The organism is Sphingomonas sp. MS122, from assembly GCF_049532975.1.
In the GTDB taxonomy this organism is placed as follows: domain Bacteria; phylum Pseudomonadota; class Alphaproteobacteria; order Sphingomonadales; family Sphingomonadaceae; genus Sphingomonas.
Genome location: NZ_CP186695.1, coordinates 3,227,942 through 3,250,421, shown reverse-complemented (window position 1 = coordinate 3,250,421; position 22,480 = coordinate 3,227,942). Strand labels below are relative to the sequence as shown.

The 22,480-nt window shown below is 69.2% G+C and carries 24 protein-coding genes; 7 read left to right on the top strand and 17 right to left on the bottom strand.

Going from position 1 to position 22,480, the window contains the following annotated elements:
- Positions 1-69 precede the first annotated feature (69 nt).
- Positions 70-819, top strand: coding sequence for a triose-phosphate isomerase (tpiA, locus tag ACO227_RS15845; protein ID WP_423603002.1), 750 nt, complete (start codon positions 70-72; stop codon positions 817-819).
- Positions 816-1,226 (top strand): GFA family protein, encoded by a 411-nt coding sequence (locus tag ACO227_RS15840; RefSeq protein ID WP_423603001.1) that lies wholly within the window; start codon positions 816-818, stop codon positions 1,224-1,226. Before tpiA ends, ACO227_RS15840 begins: the two co-directional genes overlap by 4 nt.
- Positions 1,227-1,247: 21 nt before the next feature.
- On the opposite strand, the gene ACO227_RS15835 is transcribed toward ACO227_RS15840, so the two are convergent.
- From ACO227_RS15835 to ACO227_RS15820, 4 genes are all read right to left on the bottom strand, one after another.
- Positions 1,248-1,679, bottom strand: a complete 432-nt coding sequence (locus tag ACO227_RS15835; RefSeq protein ID WP_423602999.1) for a hypothetical protein — start codon at positions 1,677-1,679, stop codon at positions 1,248-1,250.
- A 297-nt stretch (positions 1,680-1,976) separates the two neighbouring features.
- Positions 1,977-2,375, bottom strand: coding sequence for an STAS/SEC14 domain-containing protein (locus ACO227_RS15830; RefSeq protein WP_423602998.1), 399 nt, complete (start codon positions 2,373-2,375; stop codon positions 1,977-1,979).
- Positions 2,376-2,399: 24 nt separating this feature from the next.
- The gene (locus tag ACO227_RS15825; protein ID WP_423602996.1) at positions 2,400-3,233 is read right to left on the bottom strand and encodes a hypothetical protein; all 834 of its coding nucleotides are present in this window, start codon (positions 3,231-3,233) and stop codon (positions 2,400-2,402) included.
- Between the two features lie 54 nt (positions 3,234-3,287).
- A complete protein-coding gene (locus ACO227_RS15820) occupies positions 3,288-5,570 on the bottom strand; it encodes an ATP-dependent helicase (RefSeq protein WP_423602995.1) in 2,283 nt (760 codons plus the stop codon).
- 77 nt (positions 5,571-5,647) lie between these two features.
- On the opposite strand from ACO227_RS15820, the gene ACO227_RS15815 reads away from it, so the two are divergent.
- Positions 5,648-5,860: a hypothetical protein gene (locus tag ACO227_RS15815; RefSeq protein WP_423602994.1), complete on the top strand. Its 213-nt coding sequence runs from the start codon at positions 5,648-5,650 to the stop codon at positions 5,858-5,860.
- Positions 5,861-5,897: 37 nt separating this feature from the next.
- Positions 5,898-7,166: an MFS transporter gene (locus ACO227_RS15810; RefSeq protein WP_423602993.1), complete on the top strand. Its 1,269-nt coding sequence runs from the start codon at positions 5,898-5,900 to the stop codon at positions 7,164-7,166.
- An 8-nt stretch (positions 7,167-7,174) separates the two neighbouring features.
- Here ACO227_RS15810 and rsmD read toward each other — a convergent pair whose 3' ends face one another.
- Together rsmD and ACO227_RS15800 are read right to left on the bottom strand one after the other, a co-directional pair.
- On the bottom strand, positions 7,175-7,711 hold the full coding sequence (rsmD, locus tag ACO227_RS15805; protein ID WP_423602992.1) for a 16S rRNA (guanine(966)-N(2))-methyltransferase RsmD: 537 nt from the start codon (positions 7,709-7,711) through the stop codon (positions 7,175-7,177).
- Positions 7,708-8,940, bottom strand: a complete 1,233-nt coding sequence (locus tag ACO227_RS15800; RefSeq protein WP_423602990.1) for a pseudouridine synthase — start codon at positions 8,938-8,940, stop codon at positions 7,708-7,710. The genes rsmD and ACO227_RS15800 overlap by 4 nt, the downstream gene beginning before the upstream one ends.
- Positions 8,941-9,037: 97 nt before the next feature.
- Here ACO227_RS15800 and ACO227_RS15795 point away from each other — a divergent pair, with 97 nt between their 5' ends.
- The 3 genes from ACO227_RS15795 (at position 9,038) to ACO227_RS15785 (ending at position 12,089) form a co-directional block, all read left to right on the top strand.
- Complete coding sequence (locus ACO227_RS15795; RefSeq protein WP_423602989.1) at positions 9,038-9,469, top strand: response regulator; 432 nt, start codon at positions 9,038-9,040, stop codon at positions 9,467-9,469.
- 524 nt (positions 9,470-9,993) lie between these two features.
- Positions 9,994-11,340: an AmpG family muropeptide MFS transporter gene (locus ACO227_RS15790; protein ID WP_423607375.1), complete on the top strand. Its 1,347-nt coding sequence runs from the start codon at positions 9,994-9,996 to the stop codon at positions 11,338-11,340.
- Positions 11,337-12,089, top strand: a complete 753-nt coding sequence (locus ACO227_RS15785) for a tetratricopeptide repeat protein (RefSeq protein ID WP_423602987.1) — start codon at positions 11,337-11,339, stop codon at positions 12,087-12,089. The genes ACO227_RS15790 and ACO227_RS15785 overlap by 4 nt, the downstream gene beginning before the upstream one ends.
- Here ACO227_RS15785 and ACO227_RS15780 read toward each other — a convergent pair.
- The 11 genes from ACO227_RS15780 to ACO227_RS15730 all read right to left on the bottom strand — a co-directional run bounded on the left by ACO227_RS15780 (position 12,086) and on the right by ACO227_RS15730 (position 22,480).
- The gene (locus tag ACO227_RS15780) at positions 12,086-12,514 is read right to left on the bottom strand and encodes a DUF6628 family protein (RefSeq protein ID WP_423602985.1); all 429 of its coding nucleotides are present in this window, start codon (positions 12,512-12,514) and stop codon (positions 12,086-12,088) included. The two genes, ACO227_RS15785 and ACO227_RS15780, sit on opposite strands and share 4 nt — an antisense overlap.
- Before the next feature lie 69 nt (positions 12,515-12,583).
- On the bottom strand, positions 12,584-13,927 hold the full coding sequence (locus ACO227_RS15775) for a bifunctional folylpolyglutamate synthase/dihydrofolate synthase (protein ID WP_423602983.1): 1,344 nt from the start codon (positions 13,925-13,927) through the stop codon (positions 12,584-12,586).
- A 14-nt stretch (positions 13,928-13,941) separates the two neighbouring features.
- The gene (gene accD / locus ACO227_RS15770) at positions 13,942-14,802 is read right to left on the bottom strand and encodes an acetyl-CoA carboxylase, carboxyltransferase subunit beta (RefSeq protein WP_423602981.1); all 861 of its coding nucleotides are present in this window, start codon (positions 14,800-14,802) and stop codon (positions 13,942-13,944) included.
- A gap of 12 nt (positions 14,803-14,814) precedes the next feature.
- Positions 14,815-15,618: a tryptophan synthase subunit alpha gene (gene trpA / locus ACO227_RS15765; RefSeq protein ID WP_423602979.1), complete on the bottom strand. Its 804-nt coding sequence runs from the start codon at positions 15,616-15,618 to the stop codon at positions 14,815-14,817.
- A gap of 202 nt (positions 15,619-15,820) precedes the next feature.
- Positions 15,821-17,086, bottom strand: a complete 1,266-nt coding sequence (gene trpB / locus ACO227_RS15760) for a tryptophan synthase subunit beta (RefSeq protein WP_423602978.1) — start codon at positions 17,084-17,086, stop codon at positions 15,821-15,823.
- A gap of 44 nt (positions 17,087-17,130) precedes the next feature.
- Positions 17,131-17,769, bottom strand: coding sequence for a phosphoribosylanthranilate isomerase (locus tag ACO227_RS15755; protein ID WP_423602976.1), 639 nt, complete (start codon positions 17,767-17,769; stop codon positions 17,131-17,133).
- A 59-nt stretch (positions 17,770-17,828) separates the two neighbouring features.
- The gene (locus ACO227_RS15750) at positions 17,829-18,335 is read right to left on the bottom strand and encodes a GNAT family N-acetyltransferase (RefSeq protein WP_423602974.1); all 507 of its coding nucleotides are present in this window, start codon (positions 18,333-18,335) and stop codon (positions 17,829-17,831) included.
- 38 nt (positions 18,336-18,373) lie between these two features.
- A complete protein-coding gene (locus ACO227_RS15745; RefSeq protein ID WP_423602972.1) occupies positions 18,374-19,078 on the bottom strand; it encodes a lysozyme inhibitor LprI family protein in 705 nt (234 codons plus the stop codon).
- Positions 19,079-19,093: 15 nt separating this feature from the next.
- Positions 19,094-19,768, bottom strand: a complete 675-nt coding sequence (gene pyrF, locus ACO227_RS15740; protein WP_423602970.1) for an orotidine-5'-phosphate decarboxylase — start codon at positions 19,766-19,768, stop codon at positions 19,094-19,096.
- On the bottom strand, positions 19,765-20,115 hold the full coding sequence (locus tag ACO227_RS15735) for a lipopolysaccharide assembly protein LapA domain-containing protein (RefSeq protein ID WP_423602969.1): 351 nt from the start codon (positions 20,113-20,115) through the stop codon (positions 19,765-19,767). The genes pyrF and ACO227_RS15735 overlap by 4 nt, the downstream gene beginning before the upstream one ends.
- A 73-nt stretch (positions 20,116-20,188) precedes the next feature.
- Positions 20,189-22,480 carry a patatin-like protein gene (locus tag ACO227_RS15730; RefSeq protein WP_423602968.1) on the bottom strand — a complete coding sequence of 764 codons (2,292 nt, stop codon included), beginning with the start codon at positions 22,478-22,480 and terminating at the stop codon, positions 20,189-20,191.

Here is a 22,480-nt window from a genome sequence, read left to right as displayed (position 1 = left end):
ATCAAGCTTGTGAAGCGCAAGCGGGCTGCGTATCGGCCTTGTCCGATATCGGACAAGAGGGAGCAGGGGATGCGGCGCAAGCTGGTGGCGGGAAACTGGAAGATGCACGGCCTGAAGGCGGCGCTGCCCGAAGTGGCGGCGATCGCACGCGCCGCGGCGGCGAATCCCGGCGTGGACGTCGCGCTGTGCCTGCCGGCGACGCTGATCGCCGCGGCGGTCGAGGCGGCGGGCGACATGCCGGTGGGGGGGCAGGACTGCCATGCGGCGGACGCGGGCGCGCACACCGGGTGCATCTCCGCCGCGATGCTGGCCGAGGCGGGCGCCGCGCTGACCATCGTCGGGCATAGCGAGCGCCGCGCGGACCAGGGCGAGACCGACGCCGACGTCAAGGGCAAGGCCGAGGCGGCGCATCGTCATGGCCTGAACGCGATCCTGTGCGTCGGCGAGACGCTCGACCAGCGCGACGCGGGGCAGGCCGAGGCGGTGGTGACCGCCCAGCTCGCCGGATCGGTGCCCGAGGGCGCGGCGGCGGACTGGCTGGCGATCGCGTACGAGCCGGTGTGGGCGATCGGCACGGGACGGACGCCGACCGAGGCGGACGTCGCTGCGATGCACGGGGCGATCCGGGCGAAGCTGGGCGAGCTGCTGGGCACCGAGGCGGCGGCGGGGATGCGGGTGCTGTATGGCGGGTCGGTCAACGGCGCGAACGCCGCTTCGCTGCTCGGTTGCGCAGACGTGGACGGCGCGCTGGTCGGCGGGGCGAGCCTGACCGCCGAGAAGTTCGTGCCGATCGTCGAGGCGGCGGCGGCGGCGCTGTGACGCAGGTGCGCGAGGCGAGCTGCCGCTGCGGCGCGGTGCGCGTCGCCTGCCGGGGCGAGCCGGTGCGCATCTCGGTCTGCCACTGCCTCGCCTGCCAGCAGCGCACGGGCAGCGCCTTCGCGTCGCAGGTGCGGTTCCCGGCGGAGCGGGTGACGGTGACCGGCGGGACGCGGGTGTGGACGCGGACCGGGGACAGCGGCGCGGCGATCGACTATCGCTTCTGCCCCGAGTGCGGATCGACCATGGCCTATGTCCAGCGCGAGATCCCCGATGTGGTCGCGGTGCCGATCGGGGCGTTCGCCGATCCGGACGCGTTCCCGGCGCCCTGGGCGGAGGTCTATGCGCACCGCAAGTTCGGCTGGGTCGAGGTGACGACGGGCGACGCGCCGGACACTCCGCGAAGTTGACGAAGTTGCGCGCAACGCGCTTCATTCTGTCAACTTGGGTCCCTTCGGCGGGGGCGCGTGCCGCTTGGCGAGGATGGCCATGGCGAGGCGCATGTCGGGCCGGCGGATCGCACCGATCTGACGGCCCCTATAGTAGCGCGGGACGGTGATGCCGTTCATCGCGCGGTCCATCGCCTGTCCGAAGACGCGATCGTAGCTCAGCTGCAACGCCATGTCCCATGCGGCGGCGAAGCTCTCCGCAGCGGGGCGCTCGCGCAGGGCATAGGCGGACTGGCGGCTCATCCCGACCGCCTGGGCGGCACGCTGGACGGTGCCCGCGAGCGCGAGCGCGGTGATGAAGTCGCGCTGCCGCCGCGGCGTCCAGCCGTCACGGCGATTGGAAGCGCTGGGGACGGGCGTGAAGGCGAGAAGCTCGGCTTCGTCCGTGGCGAGCAGGGTGGGTGAGTCGTCCATCTACCAGTCTATGCGCATGGACGGGGCGTGTAGGAAAGTTGTTTTTGTTCCTGATAAGTTCTTAATGGCATAAGGTTGATTCACGCGGAGGCGCGGAGGCGCGAAGAAGAAAGCATGTGGGTTCGCGCAGAGACGGGGAGACGCAGCGGTGCGGTGTTCTGCGCGAAGCGCTTGCTCCAGCTCGGCGTGGATGCTTGCCGCGGCGCCTGAGGGGGAGGGCCGCTGGCGCGGCGGGCGCATAATCTCCGCGTCTCTGGGCGAAGAAACCTTCTTCGCGCCTCCGCGCCTCCGCGTGAATCAACTCTTCCAGGAGGGCCGCGGCTGGTCGGTCTCGCGGAGCAGCCAGGCGCGGGCATGGGCCTCGTCCTTGCGCTCATACACCTCGTAATGGACGCCGGGGATGATCGCGCTTTCGATCCGGCTGGCGGCGCGCACCCACTCAGCGTCCGCCACGACCGCGACGCGATCGACCGCGCGGATCAGGCGGATGAGGAGAGGGAGGTGCTTCAGCTCCTCGGCGATCGCGGACAGCGCGACCGAGGGCGAGCCGCGGACATCGGCGAGGATGTCGAGCTGTGGCGTTTCATCGAGGATGGTTTCGAGCCGAGCGAGCGCGGGCGCGACGTCGGCGGCGGTGAAATGGCCTTCCGCGACGATGGCGATGGCGCGGGGGGAGAGGGGGGTGAAGGTTAGCATTGGATCCGCATTCGCCTACTTAGGTTACTGACGTCGATGTGGAGGAAGATCCACCAACCTCCGGTATGGGTGCTCATTCGGGAGGTTTTTTGCAATCTGTTGAGGTGTGGGTTTCCACTTCGGCAAAATTCCCATCAAAACAAATGATGCATGAATTTCAAAACCGATTTGTCGCATAGTAGCCCAATGGGCGTTGGGAACTGGCGTCATTCCCGCGGGAAGCTCAAACAGGTTGCCATTCATCGAAAGAGGCATGATCACCTCATAGTCGCCATCTGGATTCTTGTGATACCCGCACAGCCCACGCCCGCGCGACATCCAGTGGTATGTTACGTCACGAATTCCGGGATCAACATGGCGACCACCATCTTGATTCGACATCGCAAGTATAAATGAACTGCGCGTTAGGAGATTTCCGTTCCACATTTCAAAAATTGGCGTATCTGACCAGCTTTCGAAGGATAGTGTCGATAGTTTACCATTCAGGAAATGGTTTAATATAGGTCGGTATGTTATATCATTAAGCTCTTTGTACGTCCCGATAGGAGAAACGAACACTAAAGCAACAGGATTTCTCCATTGGTTATGCGCAAGAGGGGTGGAGTAATCAATGTCCGACGTGTTCAGGAACCGCATATTCCCTTTAATGTCTAATTGCCTAGCAATTGATACCGAGGGGAATCGTGCTGTCATCGGGCCGTCGTGTAATAGAGTATATGCTACGGCCGCTATCCGGTTTGCTTCGTGAACATGTCCCTGATCATATCTCGCACATGATGCAAGAAGGAAGTCGAGGTTAATACTCAACTCCTTCAGAAGCTCATCTCTGGTCTTTTTATATTCAAAACCCGCGGACACAACGCCTGCTCCTTTCAGGTTCTTGAAGGACTACCTGCTTTAGCGAAGTTGCTTTCACCCCACGCTCACAAAACTATCCATCACCCGCTTCCGCCCGGCCTGTTCGAACTCGATCTCCAGCTTGTTGCCTTCGATCTCGACGATTTCGCCATAGCCGAACTTCTGGTGGAAGACGCGCATCCCCAGTGACAGATCGTCGCGGCCCTTGTTGCCCAGGCTCACCGCGCTGGCGCGGCTCTCGACCACGCGCTTGGGGGCGGTGGTGAAGCTCGACGACGGCGCGGCGGCGCGTTGCCAGCCGGGGCCTCGGCCGGTGCCGCGGCCGACATTCGCGAACGGGTCGCTGTGCTCGCTCCAGTTGGCGCGCCAGAGCGAGGCGCCGCCGGTCATGGTCGATTCCTCCTCGACATGCGCCTTGGGCAGCTCGCCGACGAAGCGGCTGGGGATGGAGCTGGTCCACTGGCCGTAGATGCGGCGGTTGGCGGCGTGGAGGATCGTCGCCTGGCGGCGGGCGCGGGTGATCGCGACATAGGCGAGGCGCCGTTCCTCCTCCAGCGCGGCGAGGCCGCCTTCGTCGAGCGCGCGCTGCGAGGGGAACAGGCCTTCCTCCCAGCCGGCGAGGAAGACGGTGTCGAACTCGAGGCCCTTGGCGGCGTGGATGGTCATGATCGTGACCTTGGGCTCGTCGGCCGCGGCGTCGTTGTCCATGAGGAGCGACACGTGCTCGAGGAAGGCGCCGAGGGTCTCGTATTCCTCCATCGCGCGGACGAGTTCGCTGAGGTTCTCGAGGCGGCCCGCGGCCTCGGCGGTGCGGTCGGCCTGCCACATCGCGGTATAGCCGCTCTCGTCGAGGATGATCTGGGCGAGCTCGGTATGCGGCAGCTCGCTCGCGCGGTCGCGCCAGCGGGCGACGTCGCCGACGAAATTGCCGAGCGCGCGGCGGGCCTGGGGCGTCAGCTCGTCGGTGTCTAGGATGCGCGCGGCGGCGAGGAGCAGCGGGATGCCCTCGGCGCGGGCGAGCTGGTGGATCTTGGCGATCGCCTTGTCGCCGAGGCCGCGCTTGGGGACGTTGACGATGCGCTCGAAGGCGAGGTCGTCGGCGCCCTGGTGGACGAGGCGGAGATAGGCGAGCGCGTCGCGGATCTCGGCGCGCTCGTAGAAGCGGAAGCCGCCGACGATGCGATAGGGCAGGCCGGTGGCGATGAAGCGGTCCTCGAACTCGCGCGTCTGGTGCTGGGCGCGGACCAGGATGGCGAATTCGTCGAGCGACTTGCCCTCGCGGATCTGGGCGGACTCGATCTCCTCGCCGACGCGGCGGGCTTCCTCGGGGCCATCCCACACGCCGACGACGCGGACCTTCTCGCCCGTGTCCATCTCGGTCCACAATTCCTTGCCGAGGCGGCCGCCATTGTTGGCGATGACGCCGCTGGCGGCGGCGAGGATGTGCGGGGTGGAGCGGTAATTCTGCTCGAGCCGGATGACCTTGGCGCCGGGGAAGTCCTTCTCGAACTTGAGGATGTTCTCGACCTGCGCGCCGCGCCACGAATAGATCGACTGGTCGTCGTCGCCGACGCAGCAGATGTTCTTGCGCTCCTGCGCGAGCAGGCGGAGCCAGAGATACTGGACGCTGTTGGTGTCCTGATACTCGTCGACCATGATGTAGCGGAAGCGCTGCTGATATTGCTGCAGCACGTCGCGGTTGGTCTTGAGGATCGTCAGCATGTGCAGCAGCAGGTCGCCGAAGTCGCAGGCGTTGAGCGTGCGCAGGCGGTCCTGATACTGGGCGTAGAGCGACTGGCCGCGGCCATTGGCGAACAGCTCGGACTCGCCGGCGTCGAGGTCCCTGGGGGTGAGGCCCTTGTTCTTCCACCCGTCGATGAAGCCGGCGAGCTGGCGCGCGGGCCAGCGCTTCTCGTCGAGGTCGTTGGCGGCGATGAGCTGCTTGAGCAGGCGCAGCTGGTCATCGGTGTCGAGGATGGTGAAGTTGGTCTGGAGGCCGACCAGCTCGGCATGGCGGCGCAGCATCTTGGCGCCGATCGCGTGGAAGGTGCCGAGCCAGGGCATCCCCTCGACCGCGTCGCCGACGAGGTTGCGCACGCGCTCGCGCATCTCGCGCGCGGCCTTGTTGGTGAAGGTGACCGACAGGATCTCCGAGGGGTAGGCGCGGCGGGTCCAGAGCAGGTGCGCGAGGCGCGCGGTGAGCGCGGCGGTCTTGCCCGTGCCCGCGCCGGCGAGGACGAGGACGGGGCCGTCGGTGGTGAGCACCGCCTCGCGCTGCGGGGCGTTGAGGCCGCGCAGGTACGGCGGATCGTCAGGGGAAGGCGCGGGGAGGCTCATCGGTGAACAGGTAGGGAACGCGGCGAGTCGGGGCAAGTTGCATTGCATGGGCGGACGGCTTGGGGCAGGAGGGCGGCATGTGGGAAAAGATCAAGAGCCGCTTCGACCGCCGCCGCCTGGTGCTGCTCGCCGCGCTGGCGGGCGTGGCGCTCTATGTCGGCTGGCGCACCGGCGGGTTCGAGCAGAAGCCCGAAGAGAAGCCGTGCGTCGCGGGGCGCAACGAGATCAAGGACGACAAGGGCAAGGTGGTGCAGGTGGTGCGCACGACCTGCTTCGACCAGAAGAAGTGACGGCGCGGGGGCGCGCCGCTTTGGGTGGGGATGCTTGATGGACGCTGACCGGGCACGGCGACGCCGCGCGCTCTGGGCGAGCTTCGTGGGGACCGGGATCGAGTTCTACGATTTCTACATCTACGCGACCGCCGCGAGCCTGGTGTTCGGTCAGATCTTCTTCCCCAAGGGCGATCCCGGGGTGCAGCAGATGGCGGCGTTCGCGACGCTGGCGGTGGCGTTCTTCGCGCGGCCCGTGGGTGCGGCGGTGTTCGGCCATTATGGCGACCGCATCGGGCGCAAGGCGACCCTGGTCGCGTCGCTGCTGACGATGGGGCTGTCGACGACATTGGTGGCGTTCCTGCCGACCTACGAGATGGCGGGGTGGGTCGCGCCGCTGGCGCTGTGCGTGCTGCGCTTCGGCCAGGGCTTCGGGCTTGGCGGCGAATGGGGCGGCGCGGCGCTGCTGGCGGTGGAGAATGCGCCGCCGGGGTGGCGCGCGCGGTTCGGCAGCGCGCCGCAGATGGGCGCGCCGGCGGGATTCATCGCGGCGAACGGGCTGTTCCTGATCCTGTGCAGCGTGATGACCACCGAGCAATTCGCCGACTGGGGCTGGCGCATCCCGTTCGTGCTGTCGGCGGGGCTGGTCGCGGTGGGGCTGTGGGTGCGGCTGAAGCTCGGCGAGACGCCCGAGTTCAAGGCGGCGCTGGCCGAGGCGCCGCCCCCCAAGGTGCCGCTGGGCGAGGTGGTGACGCGGCATGGCGGGGCGCTGCTCGGCGGGACGATCGGCGCGGTGGCGTGCTTCGCGACCTATTATATCGCGACCGCATTCCTGCTCGGCTGGGGGACCAAGTCGCTCGGCTATCCGATGGGCGCTTTCCTGGGCGTGCAGCTGGTCGCGATCCTGTTCATGGCGGGAGGCATCTACCTCGCGGCGTGGATGGCGGATGCGAAATATGATCCGCGGCGGGTGCTGGCGGGCGGCTGCGTGCTGGTCGCGGCGAGCGGATTCGCGATGGCGCCGCTGATGGGGGCGGGGCTGGCGGGGGTGTTCGCGTTCCTGTCGCTGCTGCTGTTCGCGATGGGGTTCGTCTACGGGCCGCTGAGCGCGTGGCTGACCGACCTGTTCCCGCCGCGCGTGCGCTACACCGGCGCGTCGATGACCTTCAACATCGCCGGCGTGGTCGGCGGCGGGCTGACCCCGGTGATCGCGCAGAAGCTGGCGATGGATGCCGGCCTCGCGCCGGTGGGCTGGTATCTGAGCGCCGCGGCGACGCTGAGTCTGGTGGCGCTGCTGCTGCTCAAGGGACGGCGCGCGGACGCCTAGCGGCCCGTTCAGTCGGCGCGGAGGATGGTGAGCCGGGCCTTGCCGTGGACCCGCTCGGCATCGATCGCGAAGCCGGCGACCTCGACGCGCTCGGCCTTGGCGGTCTCGATGCTGATCCAGGTGGCGGGGCCGGTCCAGCCGAGGCGGGCGAGCTTGTCGAGCGCGACCGAGCCCGCGCCGGTGCCATAGGGCGGGTCCATCAGGATCAGGTCCATCGGCTTGGGCGCGGGGCCGAGCGCGAGGACCGAGGTGGCGCGGACATCGGCCCGCACCCCCAGCTTATCGGCATTGGCGCGCAAGGCATCGAGCGCGGCGCGGTCCTGCTCGACGAACAGGCACGAGGCCGCGCCGCGCGACAGCGCCTCGAACCCGAGCGCGCCCGAACCGGCGAAGAGATCGGCGACGGCGAGCCCGTCGAAGCTGCCGACACGGCTCAAGAGCATCGAGAACAGCGCCTCGCGCGTACGATCGGCGGTGGGGCGGGTGGCGTCCCCCTTGGGCGCGACGAGCGGGCGGCCGCGCCACTGGCCGGCGATGATCCTCATTTGCGTGGGCCTCGCTTGGCCGGCGGACCGCCCTTCGACGGAGGACGGGGACGGCGGTCGCCGGAGCGATAGTGGCGCTTGGGCCGGTCGAGCAGCGGGCCGGCGTCCTCATCCACGCGGGGGCGGGCGGGCTTGGGCTTGGCGGGTTTGGCCGCGGCGGGGCGGAGGTCGCCCTCGCGCTTCGACGCGGCGGCAGTGGCTGCGCGCTGACGGCGGCGCTGCCCGACACCGAACTTCTCGGGTCCGGCGGAAGAGCGGGCTTCGTTTCCGTTCGACCGTTTCGCTTGCCTCGGGCCCCCTCCACCGTGCTGGGCACGGTCCCCCTCCCCGTGCCGGGGAGGATTTGCGGCGGCCACCTTCCGGCGTTCGGCGCGGTTCGGCTTAGGCATGTCGGTGGTTTCGGCGGGTTCGGCCTCCGCTTTCACCGCCTTCGCCTTGCTCGACAGCTGCAGGCTTGACGCCGCCTTGCCGCCGCCGGGACCGGCGAGCGCCTTGCGGAACAGGATGAGGTCGTGCTGGCGCACCTCGTCGACCGCGCCGACCGGCATGTCGCCGAGGTGGAAGGGGCCGTAGCGGGTGCGGATCAGGCGGCTGACCTTGAGCCCGAGATGCTCGAGCACGCGGCGGACCTCGCGGTTCTTGCCCTCGGTCAGGGTCAGCTCGATCCACACGTTGGCCCCGGTGCGGCGTTCGAGATTGGCGTCGATCGAGCCGTAGCGCACCCCCTCGATCTCGACGCCGAGCATGAGGTCCTCGAGCTGCGCCTGGCTGACTTCGCCATAGGCGCGGGCGCGGTAGCTGCGCTCGACCCCGGTGGCGGGCAGCTCGAGCTGGCGCTTGAGCTCGCCGTCGGTGGTCATCAGCAACAGGCCCTCGGTCGAAAGATCGAGGCGGCCGACGGGCATCAGCCGCGGCAGGCCCCTGGGCAGCTTGCTGTAGATCGTCGGGCGGCCGGCGGGATCGCGCTCGGTGGTGAGCAGGCCGGCGGGCTTGTGGAAGCGGAACAGCCGCGCGGGGGCGGCGGCCGCCACTGCGTTGCCGTCGACGGTGACCCCGCGCAGCGAGGGGAGCACGGTGGCGGGCGTGGTAAGTACCTCGCCGTCGATCGCGACGCGGCCCTCGGCGATCATGCGCTCGACCTCGCGGCGCGACGCGATTCCGGCACGGGCGAGCAGCTTTGCGATGCGCTCACCTTGTTTCGGCGAGTCCTTGGGCGATGAGGGGGACATTCGCCGCGCGATACAGCGGGTTGCCGTGCGGCGCAAAATTCTTGTGCGGCTGACGGCGTGCGCGGGCCTATTGTCTGAGGCGTAAGGGTTGGGCGTCATGTTGTTCGGGAAGAAGAAGCGGCGGATCACACGCCTCCTGATCGTCGAGGACGAGCCGCTGCTGGCGTTCGACACCGAGCATTTCCTGACCGAGGAGGGGTTCGCGGTGGTCGCCACCACCGATTCGGTGAGGGAGGCGATCGGGCATCTCGACGGGCCGGACGCGATCGACCTGGTGCTGGCCGACCTGGGCCTGCGCGACGGCAATGGGGCCGACGTGGCGCAGGCGGCGCGGACGCGGAACGTGCCGGTGCTGCTGGTGACGGGGCGGCCGCTCGACGAGGTCGAGGCGATCGCGATGGGGTGCCTCTCCAAGCCCTATCCGCAGCGCCACCTGCTCGCCGCGATCGCCGCGATCGAGGCGCTGCTCGACGGCAGGCCGCCCCGCCGCCTGCCGGCCAGCGTCAAGCTGTTCCAGACCACCGCCTGAGGGCTTTGCTTCGCGATATTTCCCGCTAGGGTCGCACCATTGCCGGAAAAGGGGCGGGGATGCAGCGGACTGAGGACAAGAACGGTTTCGGTTATGTGATCGCGCAGCTCGCGCTGCTCGGCGGGCTGGCCTCGCTGCTGCTGCCATGGCTGTCGGTCACATTGCCCGGCGCGCAACCGGTGATCGGCCGCGGGTTCGACATCGCGCGCGGCGTAACCGGGCCGGGCGTGTCGCTCGCCCCGTCGATGACCTTCAACATCGCGCTGCTCGTGGTGCTCATCACGCTCGGCGCGAGCCTGATCTGGCGGCGGCGTGGCGGCGCGTCGATGCTGGTCGCCGGCAGTGTCGTGGCGCTGGCGCTGGTGCTGATCGCGTCGCTCTACACGGTCTATGCGCCGCCCAAGGCGCTGCGCGAGGCCGGCGCGGTCCTCGCGCCGTCGTTCGGCCTGTTCGCAGGCGCCGCGGCGCTGGTCGCGGCCTTCCTCGCCGCACGCGCCGCGGCGCCGGCAAGCTGGCGCGAGGAACTGCCCGAGGCGGTGCGCCCCTATTTCGAGACCGCGCCGCTCGCCGCGCTGGCGCTCGGCATCTCGTCGGGCTTCCCCTATGCGATGATCGGCGCGACGCTGACCTCGCGGCTGGCGCAGGAGGGGATCGACAAGTCGACCATCACCGCCTTCACGCTGGCGATCCTGGTCTACAACCTCAAATGGATCTGGGCGTGGGTGGTCGACGGCGTGCGCATCCCGCTGCTGAGCAGGCTGGGGCAGCGCGTGTCGTGGCTGATCGTCTCCGCGGTCCTGGTCGCCGCAGCGGTGATCAACCTTGCGCTGACGCCGCCGGACGCGAACAACATCATGCCGATCATCACCGCGGCGATCCTGGTCGGGGTGGCGGGCGCGACCTACGACATCGTCATCGACGGGTTCCGCATCGAGATCCTCGAGCCGCGCCAACTGGGCGTCGGCTCGGGCATGTCGCAATATGGCTGGCGCATCGGGTCGGCGAGCGCGGGTGCGCTGGCGCTGGTGATCGCGGCCCGCGCGGGCTGGGAGGCGGCCTATGCCGCCTGTGCGCTGTTCGTGCTGCCCGCGGTGATCGCGGGGATCGTCGTGGGCGAGCCGGCGCGGCACCGCGAGGCGGCCGAGCGGCGCGGCGTCGCCCAGGTCGCCAAGTCGATCTGGGGGCCATTCGCGCAATTCTTCACGCGCGAGGGCGCGCTGATCGTGCTCCTCTTCATCCTCGTCCACAAGCTCGGCGACACGCTGAGCCAGCTCACCGTGCGGCTGCTGTTCGACGATCTCGGCTTCAGCAACGACGAGATCGCGTTCTACGACGTCGGCCTTGGCTTCTTCGCGCTGATGGTCGGCATCTTCGTCGGCGGCGTGCTCTATGCGCGGATCGGCATGAAACGCTCGGTGCTGCTGAGCCTGGTGCTGATGGCGATCTCCAACCTCTCCTTCGCGGGGCTCGCGGCGATCGGCCATTCGAACCTGGTGATGGCGGCGGCGATGTGCTTCGAGAATTTCGCGAGCGGGATCGGCGGCGTGGTGCTGGTCGCCTATTTCTCGGCGCTCACCGACCTGCGCTACACCGCCGCGCAATATGCGCTGATCTCGGCGGCGGCGAGCATCGTCGGGCGCTTCATCACCGGCACCAGCGCGGGGTCGCTGATCGAGGCGATGGGCTATGTGAACTTCTACCTGCTCACCGGGCTGGTGGCGGTGCCGGGGATCGTCCTCTTCTGGTGGATGATGCGCACGGGACTGGTCGACCGCTCGATCGGCGACGCCGGGACTCAAGGCGAAGGCGACGCGCGCGCCGATGCCGAGCCGGAAGGGCCCGAGCCGCCCGTGATCCGCAACCCGGCGTGATCCTCTATCTCGGCATCATCGCGATCCAGGTCGCGTGCGTCGTGCATCTGGTGAAGACCGGACGCAATCCGCTGTGGCTGACCGCGCTGATCTTCCTGCCGATGGTCGGCGCGATCGCCTATTTCATCGTCGAGATCCTGCCCGGGCTGCAGGGCAACCGGCATGTCCGCACGGTGCGCGCCAAGGCGAGCGCGGCGCTCGATCCCGAGCGCGAGCTGCGCGCCGCGCGCGAGGCGGTGGAATTGACCGACACGGTGGCGAACCGGGTGCGGCTGGGCGACGCCTGCGCCGATCTCGGCCGCTGGAGCGAGGCCGAGGCGGCCTATCGCGAGGCGCTGGCCAAGGCCCCGGACGACGCACGGACGCAGGGGAAGCTGGCGCGGACGATCTTCGAGCAGGGGCATGCGGGGGAGGCGCTGGCGCTGCTCGATGGGCTGGAGCCGCCCGCCGGACAGAGCGAGCGCGACCGGCACGGGCTGCTGCGTGCGCGGATGCTCGAGCATCTCGGGCGCAACGAGGAGGCGCTGGCGCTCTATGCCGATGTGGCGACGCGGCTGCCGGGCGAAGAGGCGCGGTGCCGCTATGCCGCGTTGCTGCTCGCCGAGGGCTGGGAGAACAAGGCGCGCAAGGTGCTCGAGGAGGTCGAGGCGCGGGCCAAGCGGCTCGACCGGCAGCAGCGCGCGGCGGAGGCCGGGATGTATCGCTGGGCCGCGGAGACGCTGACGCGATTGCGCGCGAAGGCGGGCTAGGCCTCGAGCGGCAGGCCGGCGTCGGCGAACGCGTTGGACAGCGCATGGGCGGTGGCCAGCACGCCGTCGACGCGGCGCGCGCCGAGCAGGTCGGCGAGCAGCAGGCGCGCGCGCTCGGGATCGAGGGGCGCGCAGGCGATGACGTCGAGCAAGGCGCCCTCCGCGCCGGTCATGCGCGCGCAGCACCACGGCGCGATCTGGATCGGGCCCGAGGAGGCCGCCGACATCTCCGCCATCAGCGTGCGCAGCAGCAGCAGCGGGCGGCGAAACCCCTTGCCGAAGCCGGTGACGAAGGCATGCGCGGCGGCGGCGTCGGACAGGCCGTTGGCGCCGAGCTGGCGGATGCCGAACAGCAGCAGCCGCGCGCCCGGATCCTCCGGCTGGAGGCGGGGCAGGGCGTGGCCGAGCGTGGCGATTGCGGTCATGCGGGACTCCGGAGTCGATTCGTCCGGTTATCCTGACATCCTGTTATTGATAGTCAATCGCAATAAGGATCAGTCGGGCAGCTCGTCGTTCGCGCGGAGCACTTCGCCTGCGAGATAGAGCGAACCGAGGATGAGGACGACCGGCAAGGGCTCGTGCGAGGGAAGCCGGGAGGCGATCCGACGCAGCGCCGATTCGGGGTCTTCGGCGGTGTCGGCGGCCGGGATACCGAGGCGGCAGGCGATCCCGGCGAGATCGGCGGGTGCGTGGTGGGCATGACCCGGCACGGGAATGGCAGTGAGCGACCGTGCCATCGGAACGAAGGGGGCGAGCAATCCGGTGGCGTCCTTGTTGGACAGCATGCCGAGGACGAGGTGGACGGGGCGCTCGCCCGCCACTTCGGCGAGCGCGGCGCTGACCGACCGGGCGGCGGCCTCGTTATGGCCGCCGTCGAGCCAGAGCTGGCTGCCGGGCGGAAGCAGGCCGAGCAGGGGACCGGCGGCGAGGCGCTGCATGCGCGCGGGCCAGCGGGCGGCGGTCGCTGCGGCGGCGAGCGCGGCGGACGGGATCGCGACGTGCTGCTGCTGGCGCAGCGTGGCGATGGCGAGCGCGAGATTGGCGGGCTGGTGCGGGCCGGCGAGCGCAGGAAGCGGTGTCTCGATCGTGCCGCCGGCGTCGCGATAGTGGAGGCGATCAGCGGCGACCTCGAAGTCCCAGGCCGCACCCTGTGCGAGGACCGGGGCTCCGGCGGCAGCGGCGACTTCGGCGATGCGCGCGGCGACGGAGTCGGCATAGGCCATGGTGACGAGCGGGACGCCGCGCTTGGCGATACCGGCCTTTTCCCCGGCGATGACCTCGGCGGTGTCGCCGAGGAAGGCCTGATGGTCGATGCCGAGCTGAGCGATCGCGCAGGCGGCGGGGGCGGGGACGACGTTGGTGGCGTCGAGCCGCCCGCCCAGGCCGATTTCGATCACGCAGGCATCGGCCGAGGTGCGCGAAAAGGCGAGGAAGGCAGCGGCGGTGGTGACCTCGAAGAAGCTCGCGCCGATATTGCCGCCCGCAAATTCGGAGGCGTCGAGCACCTCCTCGAGCAGCACGGCGAGCGCGTCGTCCTCGATCAACTGGCCGGCGAGGCGGATGCGCTCGTTGAAGCGGACGAGGTGGGGGCTCGAATAGACGTGCGCGGTGAGGCCCGCGGCCTCGATCGCGGCGCGCAGGAAGGCGCAGGTCGAGCCCTTGCCGTTGGTCCCCGCGACATGGAGCACGGGCGGGAGTGCGAGGTGGGGATTGCCGATACGCGCGAGCAGCGCGGTGATGCGCCCGAGCCCGAGGATGTCGGCACCCGGGCCGAGCGTCATCAGCCGGTCGAGTTGGCGCTGGACCGCGGGGTGGCTGGAGGTGGCGTGATCGGGCATCGTCGCCGCAAGGGTCAGGCCGCCGCCTTCTCCCCGCCGACCAGCAGGCCGATGAGCTGGCCGAGCTTCTCGCGCAGTTCCTTGCGGTGGACGACCATGTCGATCAGGCCGTGGTCGAGATAATATTCGCTGGTCTGGAAATCGTCGGGCAGCTTCTCGCGGATCGTGTTCTCGATCACGCGGCGGCCGGTGAAGGCGAGCGTCGCCTTGGGCTCGGCGATCTGGACGTCGCCTAGCATGGCATAGGCCGCCATCACGCCGCCCGAGGTGGGGTCGGTGAGCACGACGATATAGGGCAGGCCGGCGTCGTGGAGCATCGAGATCGCGACGGTGCTGCGCGGCATCTGCATCAGGCTGAGGATGCCCTCCTGCATGCGCGCGCCGCCCGAGGCGGTGAACACGATGTAGGGCGCGCGCGCGCCGATCGCGGCCTCGACACCGGCGATGAACGCCTCGCCCACCGCCTGGCCCATCGAGCCGCCCATGAAGGCGAAGTCCTGCACGCCGACCACTGCCTTGTGGCCGAGGATCGTGCCGCTGGCGTTGAGGAAGGCGTCCTGCTCGCCGGTCGCGGCGCGCGCGGCCTTGATTCGCGCGGGATAGGGCTTCTGGTCGCGGAACTTGAGCGGGTCCTCGGTCACGCGCGGGCTCGGCAGCACGGTGTAGCCGGGGTCGAACAGCTGGTCGAAGCGCGCCTTGCCGCCGATGCGCTCGTGATGGTCGCAGATCGGGCAGACCGAGAGATTCTCCAGAAGCTCCTTGGTGAACACCATCTGCCCGCAGCCCTTGCACTTGTGCCACAGGTTGTCGGGCGTCTCCGCCTTGTTGGGGATGACGAACGAGATCGCGTTGCGGACGCGGGTGAGCCAGCTCATGCCCAAATTTCCTTAAACATAAACGCCCTTTCGGGCGGCCTTCAGTGTGGCCGACAGGGATTCGATATAGGTGCGGACGGCGGCGGGCGCATCGGCGCCGTGCTGCGCGATCAGGTCGATGATCGCCGAGCCGACCACCACGCCGTCGGCGACGCGGCCGATCGCGGCGGCCTGTTCGGGGGTGCGCACGCCGAAACCGACCGCGACGGGGAGGTCGGTGGCGGCCTTGAGCCTGGCGACCGCCGCCTCGATGCTGTCCTGCGCGGCCTGTTGCAGCCCGGTGATGCCGGCGACCGAGACGTAGTAGAGGAAGCCGCTGGCGCCGCTCAGCACCGCGGGCAGGCGCGCCGCGTCGGTGGTCGGGGTGGCGAGGCGGATCGTGGCGATGCCGTGCGCGGCGAAGGGCGCGATCTCGTCGGCTTCCTCGGGCGGGATGTCGACGATGATGGTGCCGTCGACGCCTGCGTCCGCTGCGTTCTGCGCGAACGCCTCGGGCGTCGGGCGGGTCATGGTGTTGGCATAGCCCATCAGCACCAGCGGCGTGTCCGGATGGCGCTCGCGGAAGGCGGCGGCGATGGCGAGGACGTCGGCGGTGCGCGTGCCCGCGGCGAGGCTGCGCAGGTTCGCGGCCTGGATCGCCGGGCCGTCGGCCATCGGATCGGTGAAGGGCATGCCGAGCTCGATCACATCGGCGCCGCCCGCAACCAGCGCGTCGAGGATCGCGGCGGTGTCGCCGTCGCCTGCGGTGACGAAGGTGACGAGCGCGGCGCGGTGCTGGGACGCAGCGGCGGCGAAGGCGGAGGTGAGGCGGGTCATTCTACCCACCCCGCTTTTGGCTTGGGCCAACGGCGATCGAAAAAGCGCCAGGCCCATGGAAGAACGAGTGCCCCGGCAAAACCTCCGATGCCGCCGCTCCACGGCCTCTGAATGTCGAGCGCGACAACGAGAAGAGTGAGAGCGCCCCAAATGACGATAAGCACAGCTGCAATCCAGAGAGTCTTCATCAGCAAGCGTCGGCTCATATCTCCGCCCCCATCGCCTGTGCGACGGTGTAGATGTCCTTGTCGCCGCGGCCGGAGACGTTGACCAGGATGATCTGGTCCTCGTTCATTTCCCGTGCCTTGGTCTCCAAAGCTGCCAGCGCGTGCGAGCTTTCGAGCGCGGGGATGATGCCTTCGAGCTTGCAGCACAGCTGGAACGCGTCGAGCGCCTGCGTATCGGTAATCGGCAGATACTCGACCCGGCCGCTCTCGTGCAGCCAGCTATGCTCGGGGCCGATGCCGGGATAGTCGAGGCCGGCGCTGATCGAATGCGCCTCGGTGATCTGGCCGTCCTCGTCCTGCAGCAGATAGGTCTTGTTGCCGTGGAGGATGCCGGGCGCGCCGCCGGTGAGGCTGGCGGCATGTTCGCTGGTGTCGATGCCCTTGCCCGCGGCCTCGACGCCGATCATCGCGACGTCCGGATCGTCGAGGAAGGGGTGGAACAGGCCGATCGCATTGCTGCCCCCGCCGACTGCGGCGATCAGCAGGTCGGGCAGGCGGCCCTCGGCCTCGAGCATCTGCGCCCGGCTCTCGGTGCCGATCACGCTCTGGAAGTCGCGCACCAGCTCGGGGTAGGGATGCGGGCCGGCGGCGGTGCCGATGATGTAGAAGGTGTCGTGCACGGTCGCGACCCAGTCGCGCAGCGCCTCGTTCATCGCATCCTTGAGGCTCTGCGAGCCGCTGGTGACGGGCCGCACCTCGGCGCCGAGCAGCTTCATGCGGAACACGTTGGGCTGCTGGCGCTCGATATCCTTGGCGCCCATGAAGATGGTGCAGGGCAGGCCGAAGCGCGCCGCGACGGTGGCGGTGGCGACGCCGTGCTGGCCCGCGCCGGTCTCGGCGATGATCCGCGTCTTGCCCATGCGGATGGCGAGCAGGATCTGGCCGATGCAGTTGTTGATCTTGTGCGCGCCGGTGTGGTTGAGCTCCTCGCGCTTGAAGTAGATTTTCGCGCCCCGGCCCGCGGCAGCGCCTTCACGGTAATGCTGGGTCAGGCGCTCGGCGAAGTAGAGCGGCGAGGGGCGGCCGACATAATGCTTCATGAGGCCGTCGAACTGCGCCTTGAACGCCGGATCGACCTTGGCCGCGCGATACTCGCGCTCGAGATCGAGGATCAGCGGCATCAGCGTCTCGGCGACGTAGCGGCCGCCGAACTGGCCGAAATGCCCGCGCGAGTCCGGTTGTTGGCGAAGGCTATTCGCCTTCGCGGGAGGCTGGGCGCTCTGGGAATTGGGGACGGTCATCGTGAGGGGCGTTTAGGCCCGTCTTCGGCGCACGCCAAGCATTGTTACAGCGTCGCGACCGTCTTGAGGAACGCCGCGATCTTCGCCTCGTCCTTGACGCCGGGCGCGGATTCGACGCCCGACGAGACATCGACCAGCCGCGCACCGGTGATCCCCACCGCCTCGGCGACGTTTGCCGGGTCGAGCCCGCCCGACAGCGCCCAGGGCAGCGGGTGGGTGAAGCCCTGCAGCAAGGTCCAGTCGAAGCGCAGCCCCATGCCGCCGGGCAGCTTGGCCTCCTCGGGCACCTTGGCGTCGTAGAGCAGGCGCTGGACCGCTCCGCGATAGGCGTTGGCGATATCGAGATCGGCGCGGGTCTTGACCGCGACCGCCGCCCAGACGGGCAGGCGGGTGCGCGTGCCGATCGCCGCGGCGCGCTCGGGCGTGGCACGGTGGAGCTGGATCGCGTCGAGCCGGGCGGCGCGGATCGCCTGGTCGAGCAGCGCGTCCTCGGGATCGACGAACACGCCGACCTTGCCGACCTGTGCCGGCACGCGCGCCGCGAGCGCGGCGGCCTGGTCGAAGGTGACGTGACGCGGCGAGGGCGGGAAGAAGACGAAGCCGACATGGCTGGCGCCTCCGGCCACGGCCGCATCGAGGGTCGCGGCGGTGGAAAGGCCGCAGATCTTGGCGGTGACCGGCATCGGCTCCGTCAATCGGGCGGCGCGCCCGATTCGGCAAGCGGAAGTTGACGCGAGTGGGTTCAGGTCGCCAATTGCTTGACCAGCACGGTCATCGACAGCGGCGGGTCGAGCGGGACCGGAAAGGGACGCGTCTCGCCCGAAGCGGCATAGCCGTGGCGGAGGTACCAGGCGATCAGCTCGGCGCGGCGGTCGATCACGGTCATCTCGATCCGGGTGGCGGCGAAGCTGTCGCGCGCGGTGGCTTCGGCGGCGGCGACCAGCTGCTTGCCGATGCCGCCGGCCTGGAGCTGCGGATCGACGCAGAGCAGGCCGAGATAGGCGAGGCCGTTCCCGCGGTCGGCGACATTGACGCAGCCGAGGATGGTGTCACCGTCGAGCGCGACCAGCAGGCGGCTGCCGCCGTCGAGCAGCGAGCGAAGCGTCGCGAGGTCGGTGCGCTCGCCCGAGACGAGATCGGCCTCGTGCGTCCAGCCGGCGCGGGCGCTCTCGCCGCGATAGGCGCGTTCCACCACGGGGTGCAGGCGGGGCAGGTCAGCGGCGGCCGCAGGGCGAATGGTGACAGTCATTCACCGTCTCTCGGGCGGGCCGCGGATCGATGCAACGCCTATTGGTTGCCCGCCACCCAGTTGTTGGCGGGGGTGAAGTTGTCGGTCAGCCCGAAGGCGCCCTTGCAATAGCGCTTGCAGCCGGAGGAAGCGGCGGTGGTGATCGCGACGACATGGCCGCCGGCGTCGCGCTTGAGCGTGAAGTCGATCCGGCACGCTCCCGCGCTCCAGCTCGCGTTGGCGGGTGACGCGAGCGTGGCGACCGCGCCGGCCTCGCCGTCGGACCCTGGAAGCTTGCACAACGTCTCGCCCTCGCGGTCGCGGATCAGGGTGAAGTCGAACCGACGCGCGTCGACATGGTTGATCGTCAGTGTCGCGACATCGGCGGTCTTGTAGCTCGCCTCGTAATTCTCCGGGAGCGGCGCGCGCAGCGAGTCGCGCTGCTGGACATAGTCCGCCTCCACCGCAGCGGCGTCGCACTTGCTGGCGCAGCGAGTACGCAGGATCTGCTGCCAGTCGCGCTGCTGACCGCGGAACGCCTGCTTATCGAAGATCAGCGCCAGCCTCTCCCTGTAGGCAGCGGCGACCTCGGCATCGAGCGCGCGCAGCTTCGGGCTGGCGCAGATGGTCTTCTCGAGCGGGTGGCCAGCTTTCGCACAGTCGAAGCTCGCCGACTGGGCGGGGGCAGCTGCCGGCACGCCCGCCGATCCGGGGAACGCGGCAACGATCAACGCAAGCAACGTGATACCCGCAACGCGAACCATCGTCCCCTCCTTCGATTAAAGCGTCGCTTCGATCTCCCGCGCGGCGAGATCGGGATCGGCGGCCTGGGTGATCGGACGGCCGATCACCAGGATCGAGGCGCCGGCATCGAGCGCGGCGCGCGGCGTGACGACGCGCTTCTGGTCGCCCGAATTCCCGTTCGACGGGCGCACGCCGGGGATGACGAAGAAACCGTCCTTCCACGCCTCGTGCGCCGCCTTCACTTCCGCGCCCGAGCAGACGATGCCGTCGACGCCCGCGGACCGGGCGAGTTCGGCGAGGCGGACGACCTGCTCGTGCGGATCGGGCGACAGGCCGATCGAGCGCAGGTCGCTGGCGTCGAGGCTGGTGAGCATCGTTACCGCGACGACCTTGGTGCCGTTGGGCGCGGCGGCCTTGGCGTCCTCGAGCATCGCGCGGCCGCCCGCGGCGTGGACGGTGATGATCGCGGGCTCGAGCGGGCGCAGCGCCTGCACCGCCTTGCCGACGGTGTTGGGGATGTCATGGAATTTGAGGTCGAGGAAGATCGGCAACCCGATCTCCGCCATTTCGTGCACGCCGGCGCGGCCATTGGCCATGAAGAATTCGAGGCCGAGCTTGATCCCGCCGACATGATGACGGACGCGCTTGGCGATCGCCTTGGCGCGGTCGAGATCGGGGGTGTCGAGGGCGACGTAGATCGGCGAGCTCATGGCGCCACCAGCGGCGGGGCTGCGGGGGTCTCGGCGGGCTCGGCCCCGGGATCGGGCGCGATCGGCATGCCGGACGCCGCGGGCGACGTGGCGTGGAGGTTGCGCAGCTCGTCGACCGTGCGTTCGAGCATCCCGATCCGCTGGCGCAGCCGCCAGCGCACGGTGTGGAACAGCAGCAGCATCGGCACGAAGCCGGCGAGGAAGATGACGAGGAGCAGGAAAGGCAGGTTCACATCGGCGACGAGGCCGCTCCACAGCTGAATCTCGACCGGATGCCAGTTGGTCACCGCAAAAGCCGCGACGAGACCGAGGATCAGGAACCAGAACAATGCCTTGAGAAACTGCATCCGCGGTGCGCGCCCTTGTCGTTCCAAGTGTCGTTTCGGTAGCTTTAAGGCGGGTGGGTCGGATTGGCCAGCCTCAGCCGATCTCGGCACGCAGTTGCGCGAACAGGGAGGGGATCGTCTTGAGGCGCCCCTCCTCCTCGTCGAGGATGGCGAGGAACATCGCCCGCTTGATCGAAGCGACCCGGCCCGGCCCCAATGTCGAATTGGCGGGGAGGGTGGAGAGGAGAATGTCCACGAGGCGTTCGGTGCCGTGCAGGCGGCCCCAGAGATAGTCGTTCTCGCGATAGGCACGGCTGAAGAAGGCGCCGAAATTGTTGAACTGGATGCCCTTGAGCGTCGCCTGCGCCCCGCCCTTGCGGATCGAGGTGGCGTCATCGGGCGAGATGCGGTCGACGCGGATCGGGTCGAACTCGTTGAGCCCCTCGCCCTGCAGCAGCGGCAGCGTCGCGATGTCGAAGAAAGGGAAGCCGAGATAGGCGAGCAGCATCGGCCGGCGCATGTCCTTCGACAGCGCGGAAAGGCCGGCGGAGAGGCGTTCGTCGGTCTCGCGGTCGAGCGTGCGCAAGTCCATGCGGCCGGCGAGTTCGTCGAGCAGCGCGGCGGCATCGAGATCGGCGGCACGCACCGCCTCGCGCAGCCCCAGGAATGGATCGGCGCGCTGGCATTCGAGATAGGCGGCGAGCGATTCGTAGATGGCGTCGCGCATCGGGGTCAGCTCGGCATTCTCATGCTCCTGGTCGAGCTCGGTCATGCGCCGCGCGAGCAGGCGCAGGCGGCGGATGCGGAAGCCGAGATCGTGCGCGCGCAAGAGGTCGAGCGTCGCCGGGCTCGCCGAGCCGGGATGGCTGGTGCCGAAATCGTCGGCGCCCCGGCGAAGGATCTCCGCCCCGACCGCGTCACGCAACCGCCGCCAGCGGTCGGGGCCCGGCTGATCGCCGATCTGATGGAGATGGGTGGAAATGCGATCCATCACGCCCTCGACTTTGAGCATGCCGTAGGCGGCGTGGCCGTAGCCGGCCTTGGCCGCGGCGGCGACCTGCGCGCGGCTGCGCCAGGCGGCGAGGCGCTTGGGCGTGGGATAATCGAGGAACAGCGTGTAGCCGAACAGCGATTCGACCTGCGCCTCGACCTCGGCGCGGATGCGCTCGACGATCGCCAGCATCCGCTCGATGCGTGCCGAGCGGAGGCTGAGCGACTCGAGATTGTCGCGGATCGGCTGCTGGCGCGGCAGCTCCGACAGCGCGCCGATGATCGTCTGGAAGAAGCCGGGATTATCCGGCGCCTCGCTGTAGAAGCCGAGGCGATGGCCGGGGGTCGGATCGACGAAGACGAAGCGGCGGTCGATCTGGCGCCGCGCGGGGCGCTCCTTGAGCGCGTCGATTGCCGGACGGAAGGGCGCGTTGGCGAGCACCGAGCCGTCGATCAGCGCAGCCTTGTCCGCCACGCCCGCGGCGTACTGGCGCGGCAGGACGTGCTCGAGGAACGCCTCGCGCCCCGGCCACGCCATGCCGCGCTCGGCGAGCAATGCGTCGAGCTCGCCGATGGTGGCCGGCGGGAAGGCGCCGGGGAAGCTCGAGGTGGCGCGCGCGGCGAAGGCGAGCTCGGCGGGGTGCGCGAACTCGGCGGCCGCGTCGCCATGGTCGCTGAACGAGAAGACCAGCCGATGCTCGGTCTCGACCACTTCGGGCGGCGAATTGAGCTTCAGCCGCTCGGGATGGCCGCGGAAATCGGTGACGGTGACGAACAGGTCGAGCGGCTGGCCCGCCGGCAGCAGCCGCGGCCCGGCGGGCGTCTTCGCCATCATATCGAGCGCATCGAGCATCATGCTGGTGAGCTCGCGGCCGCCGAAGGGCGGCTCGAACCAGCGCGAGCGGACGAACTTCTCGAGCTTGGCGCGGACCTCCTCGCGCGCGCTGGCCTCGACCGTCTCGTCGACGCTCGAACCGTCGCGGGCGAGCATCCAGGCGATCGGCAGCGCCCAGATCTTGGCGAGCTTGTGCGAGGGGCCGTGCTCGGGGTTGAGCAGCGCCTCGACATCGGCGACCTGCAGCCACAGATCGGTGAGCGGGTCGAGCGACTGGCCGGTCGCGATCGCCTGCGCCAGGAACACGCCGTTGATCCCGCCCGCGCTGGCGCCGGCGACGATGTCGACGATCGCGCGCAGGCGGATGCCGGTCGTCTCGCCGATCTCGTCGAGCAGCGCATGATAGATCGACTCGGTGCCCGCCCCTGGCGCGTCGCCGTCGTGATGCGCGCGGCTGGCGCGGGCAAGGTGCCAGATCTCCTTGGTGATGCCGTGCATGTAGACGGCAAGGCTGATGCCGCCATAGCAGACCAGGGCGAGGCGCAGTTCGCGGTCGCGCAT

Coding starts and splice junctions, on each gene's coding strand:
- tpiA (WP_423603002.1), top strand. CDS start 70: ATGCGGCGCAAGCTGGTGGCGGGAAACTGGAAGATGCACGGCCTGAAG.
- ACO227_RS15835 (WP_423602999.1), bottom strand. CDS start 1,679: ATGGACGACTCACCCACCCTGCTCGCCACGGACGAAGCCGAGCTTCTC.
- ACO227_RS15830 (WP_423602998.1), bottom strand. CDS start 2,375: ATGCTAACCTTCACCCCCCTCTCCCCCCGCGCCATCGCCATCGTCGCG.
- ACO227_RS15820 (WP_423602995.1), bottom strand. CDS start 5,570: ATGAGCCTCCCCGCGCCTTCCCCTGACGATCCGCCGTACCTGCGCGGC.
- ACO227_RS15815 (WP_423602994.1), top strand. CDS start 5,648: ATGTGGGAAAAGATCAAGAGCCGCTTCGACCGCCGCCGCCTGGTGCTG.
- ACO227_RS15810 (WP_423602993.1), top strand. CDS start 5,898: ATGGACGCTGACCGGGCACGGCGACGCCGCGCGCTCTGGGCGAGCTTC.
- rsmD (WP_423602992.1), bottom strand. CDS start 7,711: ATGAGGATCATCGCCGGCCAGTGGCGCGGCCGCCCGCTCGTCGCGCCC.
- ACO227_RS15800 (WP_423602990.1), bottom strand. CDS start 8,940: ATGTCCCCCTCATCGCCCAAGGACTCGCCGAAACAAGGTGAGCGCATC.
- ACO227_RS15795 (WP_423602989.1), top strand. CDS start 9,038: ATGTTGTTCGGGAAGAAGAAGCGGCGGATCACACGCCTCCTGATCGTC.
- ACO227_RS15780 (WP_423602985.1), bottom strand. CDS start 12,514: ATGACCGCAATCGCCACGCTCGGCCACGCCCTGCCCCGCCTCCAGCCG.
- ACO227_RS15775 (WP_423602983.1), bottom strand. CDS start 13,927: ATGCCCGATCACGCCACCTCCAGCCACCCCGCGGTCCAGCGCCAACTC.
- accD (WP_423602981.1), bottom strand. CDS start 14,802: ATGAGCTGGCTCACCCGCGTCCGCAACGCGATCTCGTTCGTCATCCCC.
- trpA (WP_423602979.1), bottom strand. CDS start 15,618: ATGACCCGCCTCACCTCCGCCTTCGCCGCCGCTGCGTCCCAGCACCGC.
- trpB (WP_423602978.1), bottom strand. CDS start 17,086: ATGACCGTCCCCAATTCCCAGAGCGCCCAGCCTCCCGCGAAGGCGAAT.
- ACO227_RS15755 (WP_423602976.1), bottom strand. CDS start 17,769: ATGCCGGTCACCGCCAAGATCTGCGGCCTTTCCACCGCCGCGACCCTC.
- ACO227_RS15750 (WP_423602974.1), bottom strand. CDS start 18,335: ATGACTGTCACCATTCGCCCTGCGGCCGCCGCTGACCTGCCCCGCCTG.
- ACO227_RS15745 (WP_423602972.1), bottom strand. CDS start 19,078: ATGGTTCGCGTTGCGGGTATCACGTTGCTTGCGTTGATCGTTGCCGCG.
- pyrF (WP_423602970.1), bottom strand. CDS start 19,768: ATGAGCTCGCCGATCTACGTCGCCCTCGACACCCCCGATCTCGACCGC.
- ACO227_RS15735 (WP_423602969.1), bottom strand. CDS start 20,115: ATGCAGTTTCTCAAGGCATTGTTCTGGTTCCTGATCCTCGGTCTCGTC.
- ACO227_RS15730 (WP_423602968.1), bottom strand. CDS start 22,480: ATGCGCGACCGCGAACTGCGCCTCGCCCTGGTCTGCTATGGCGGCATC.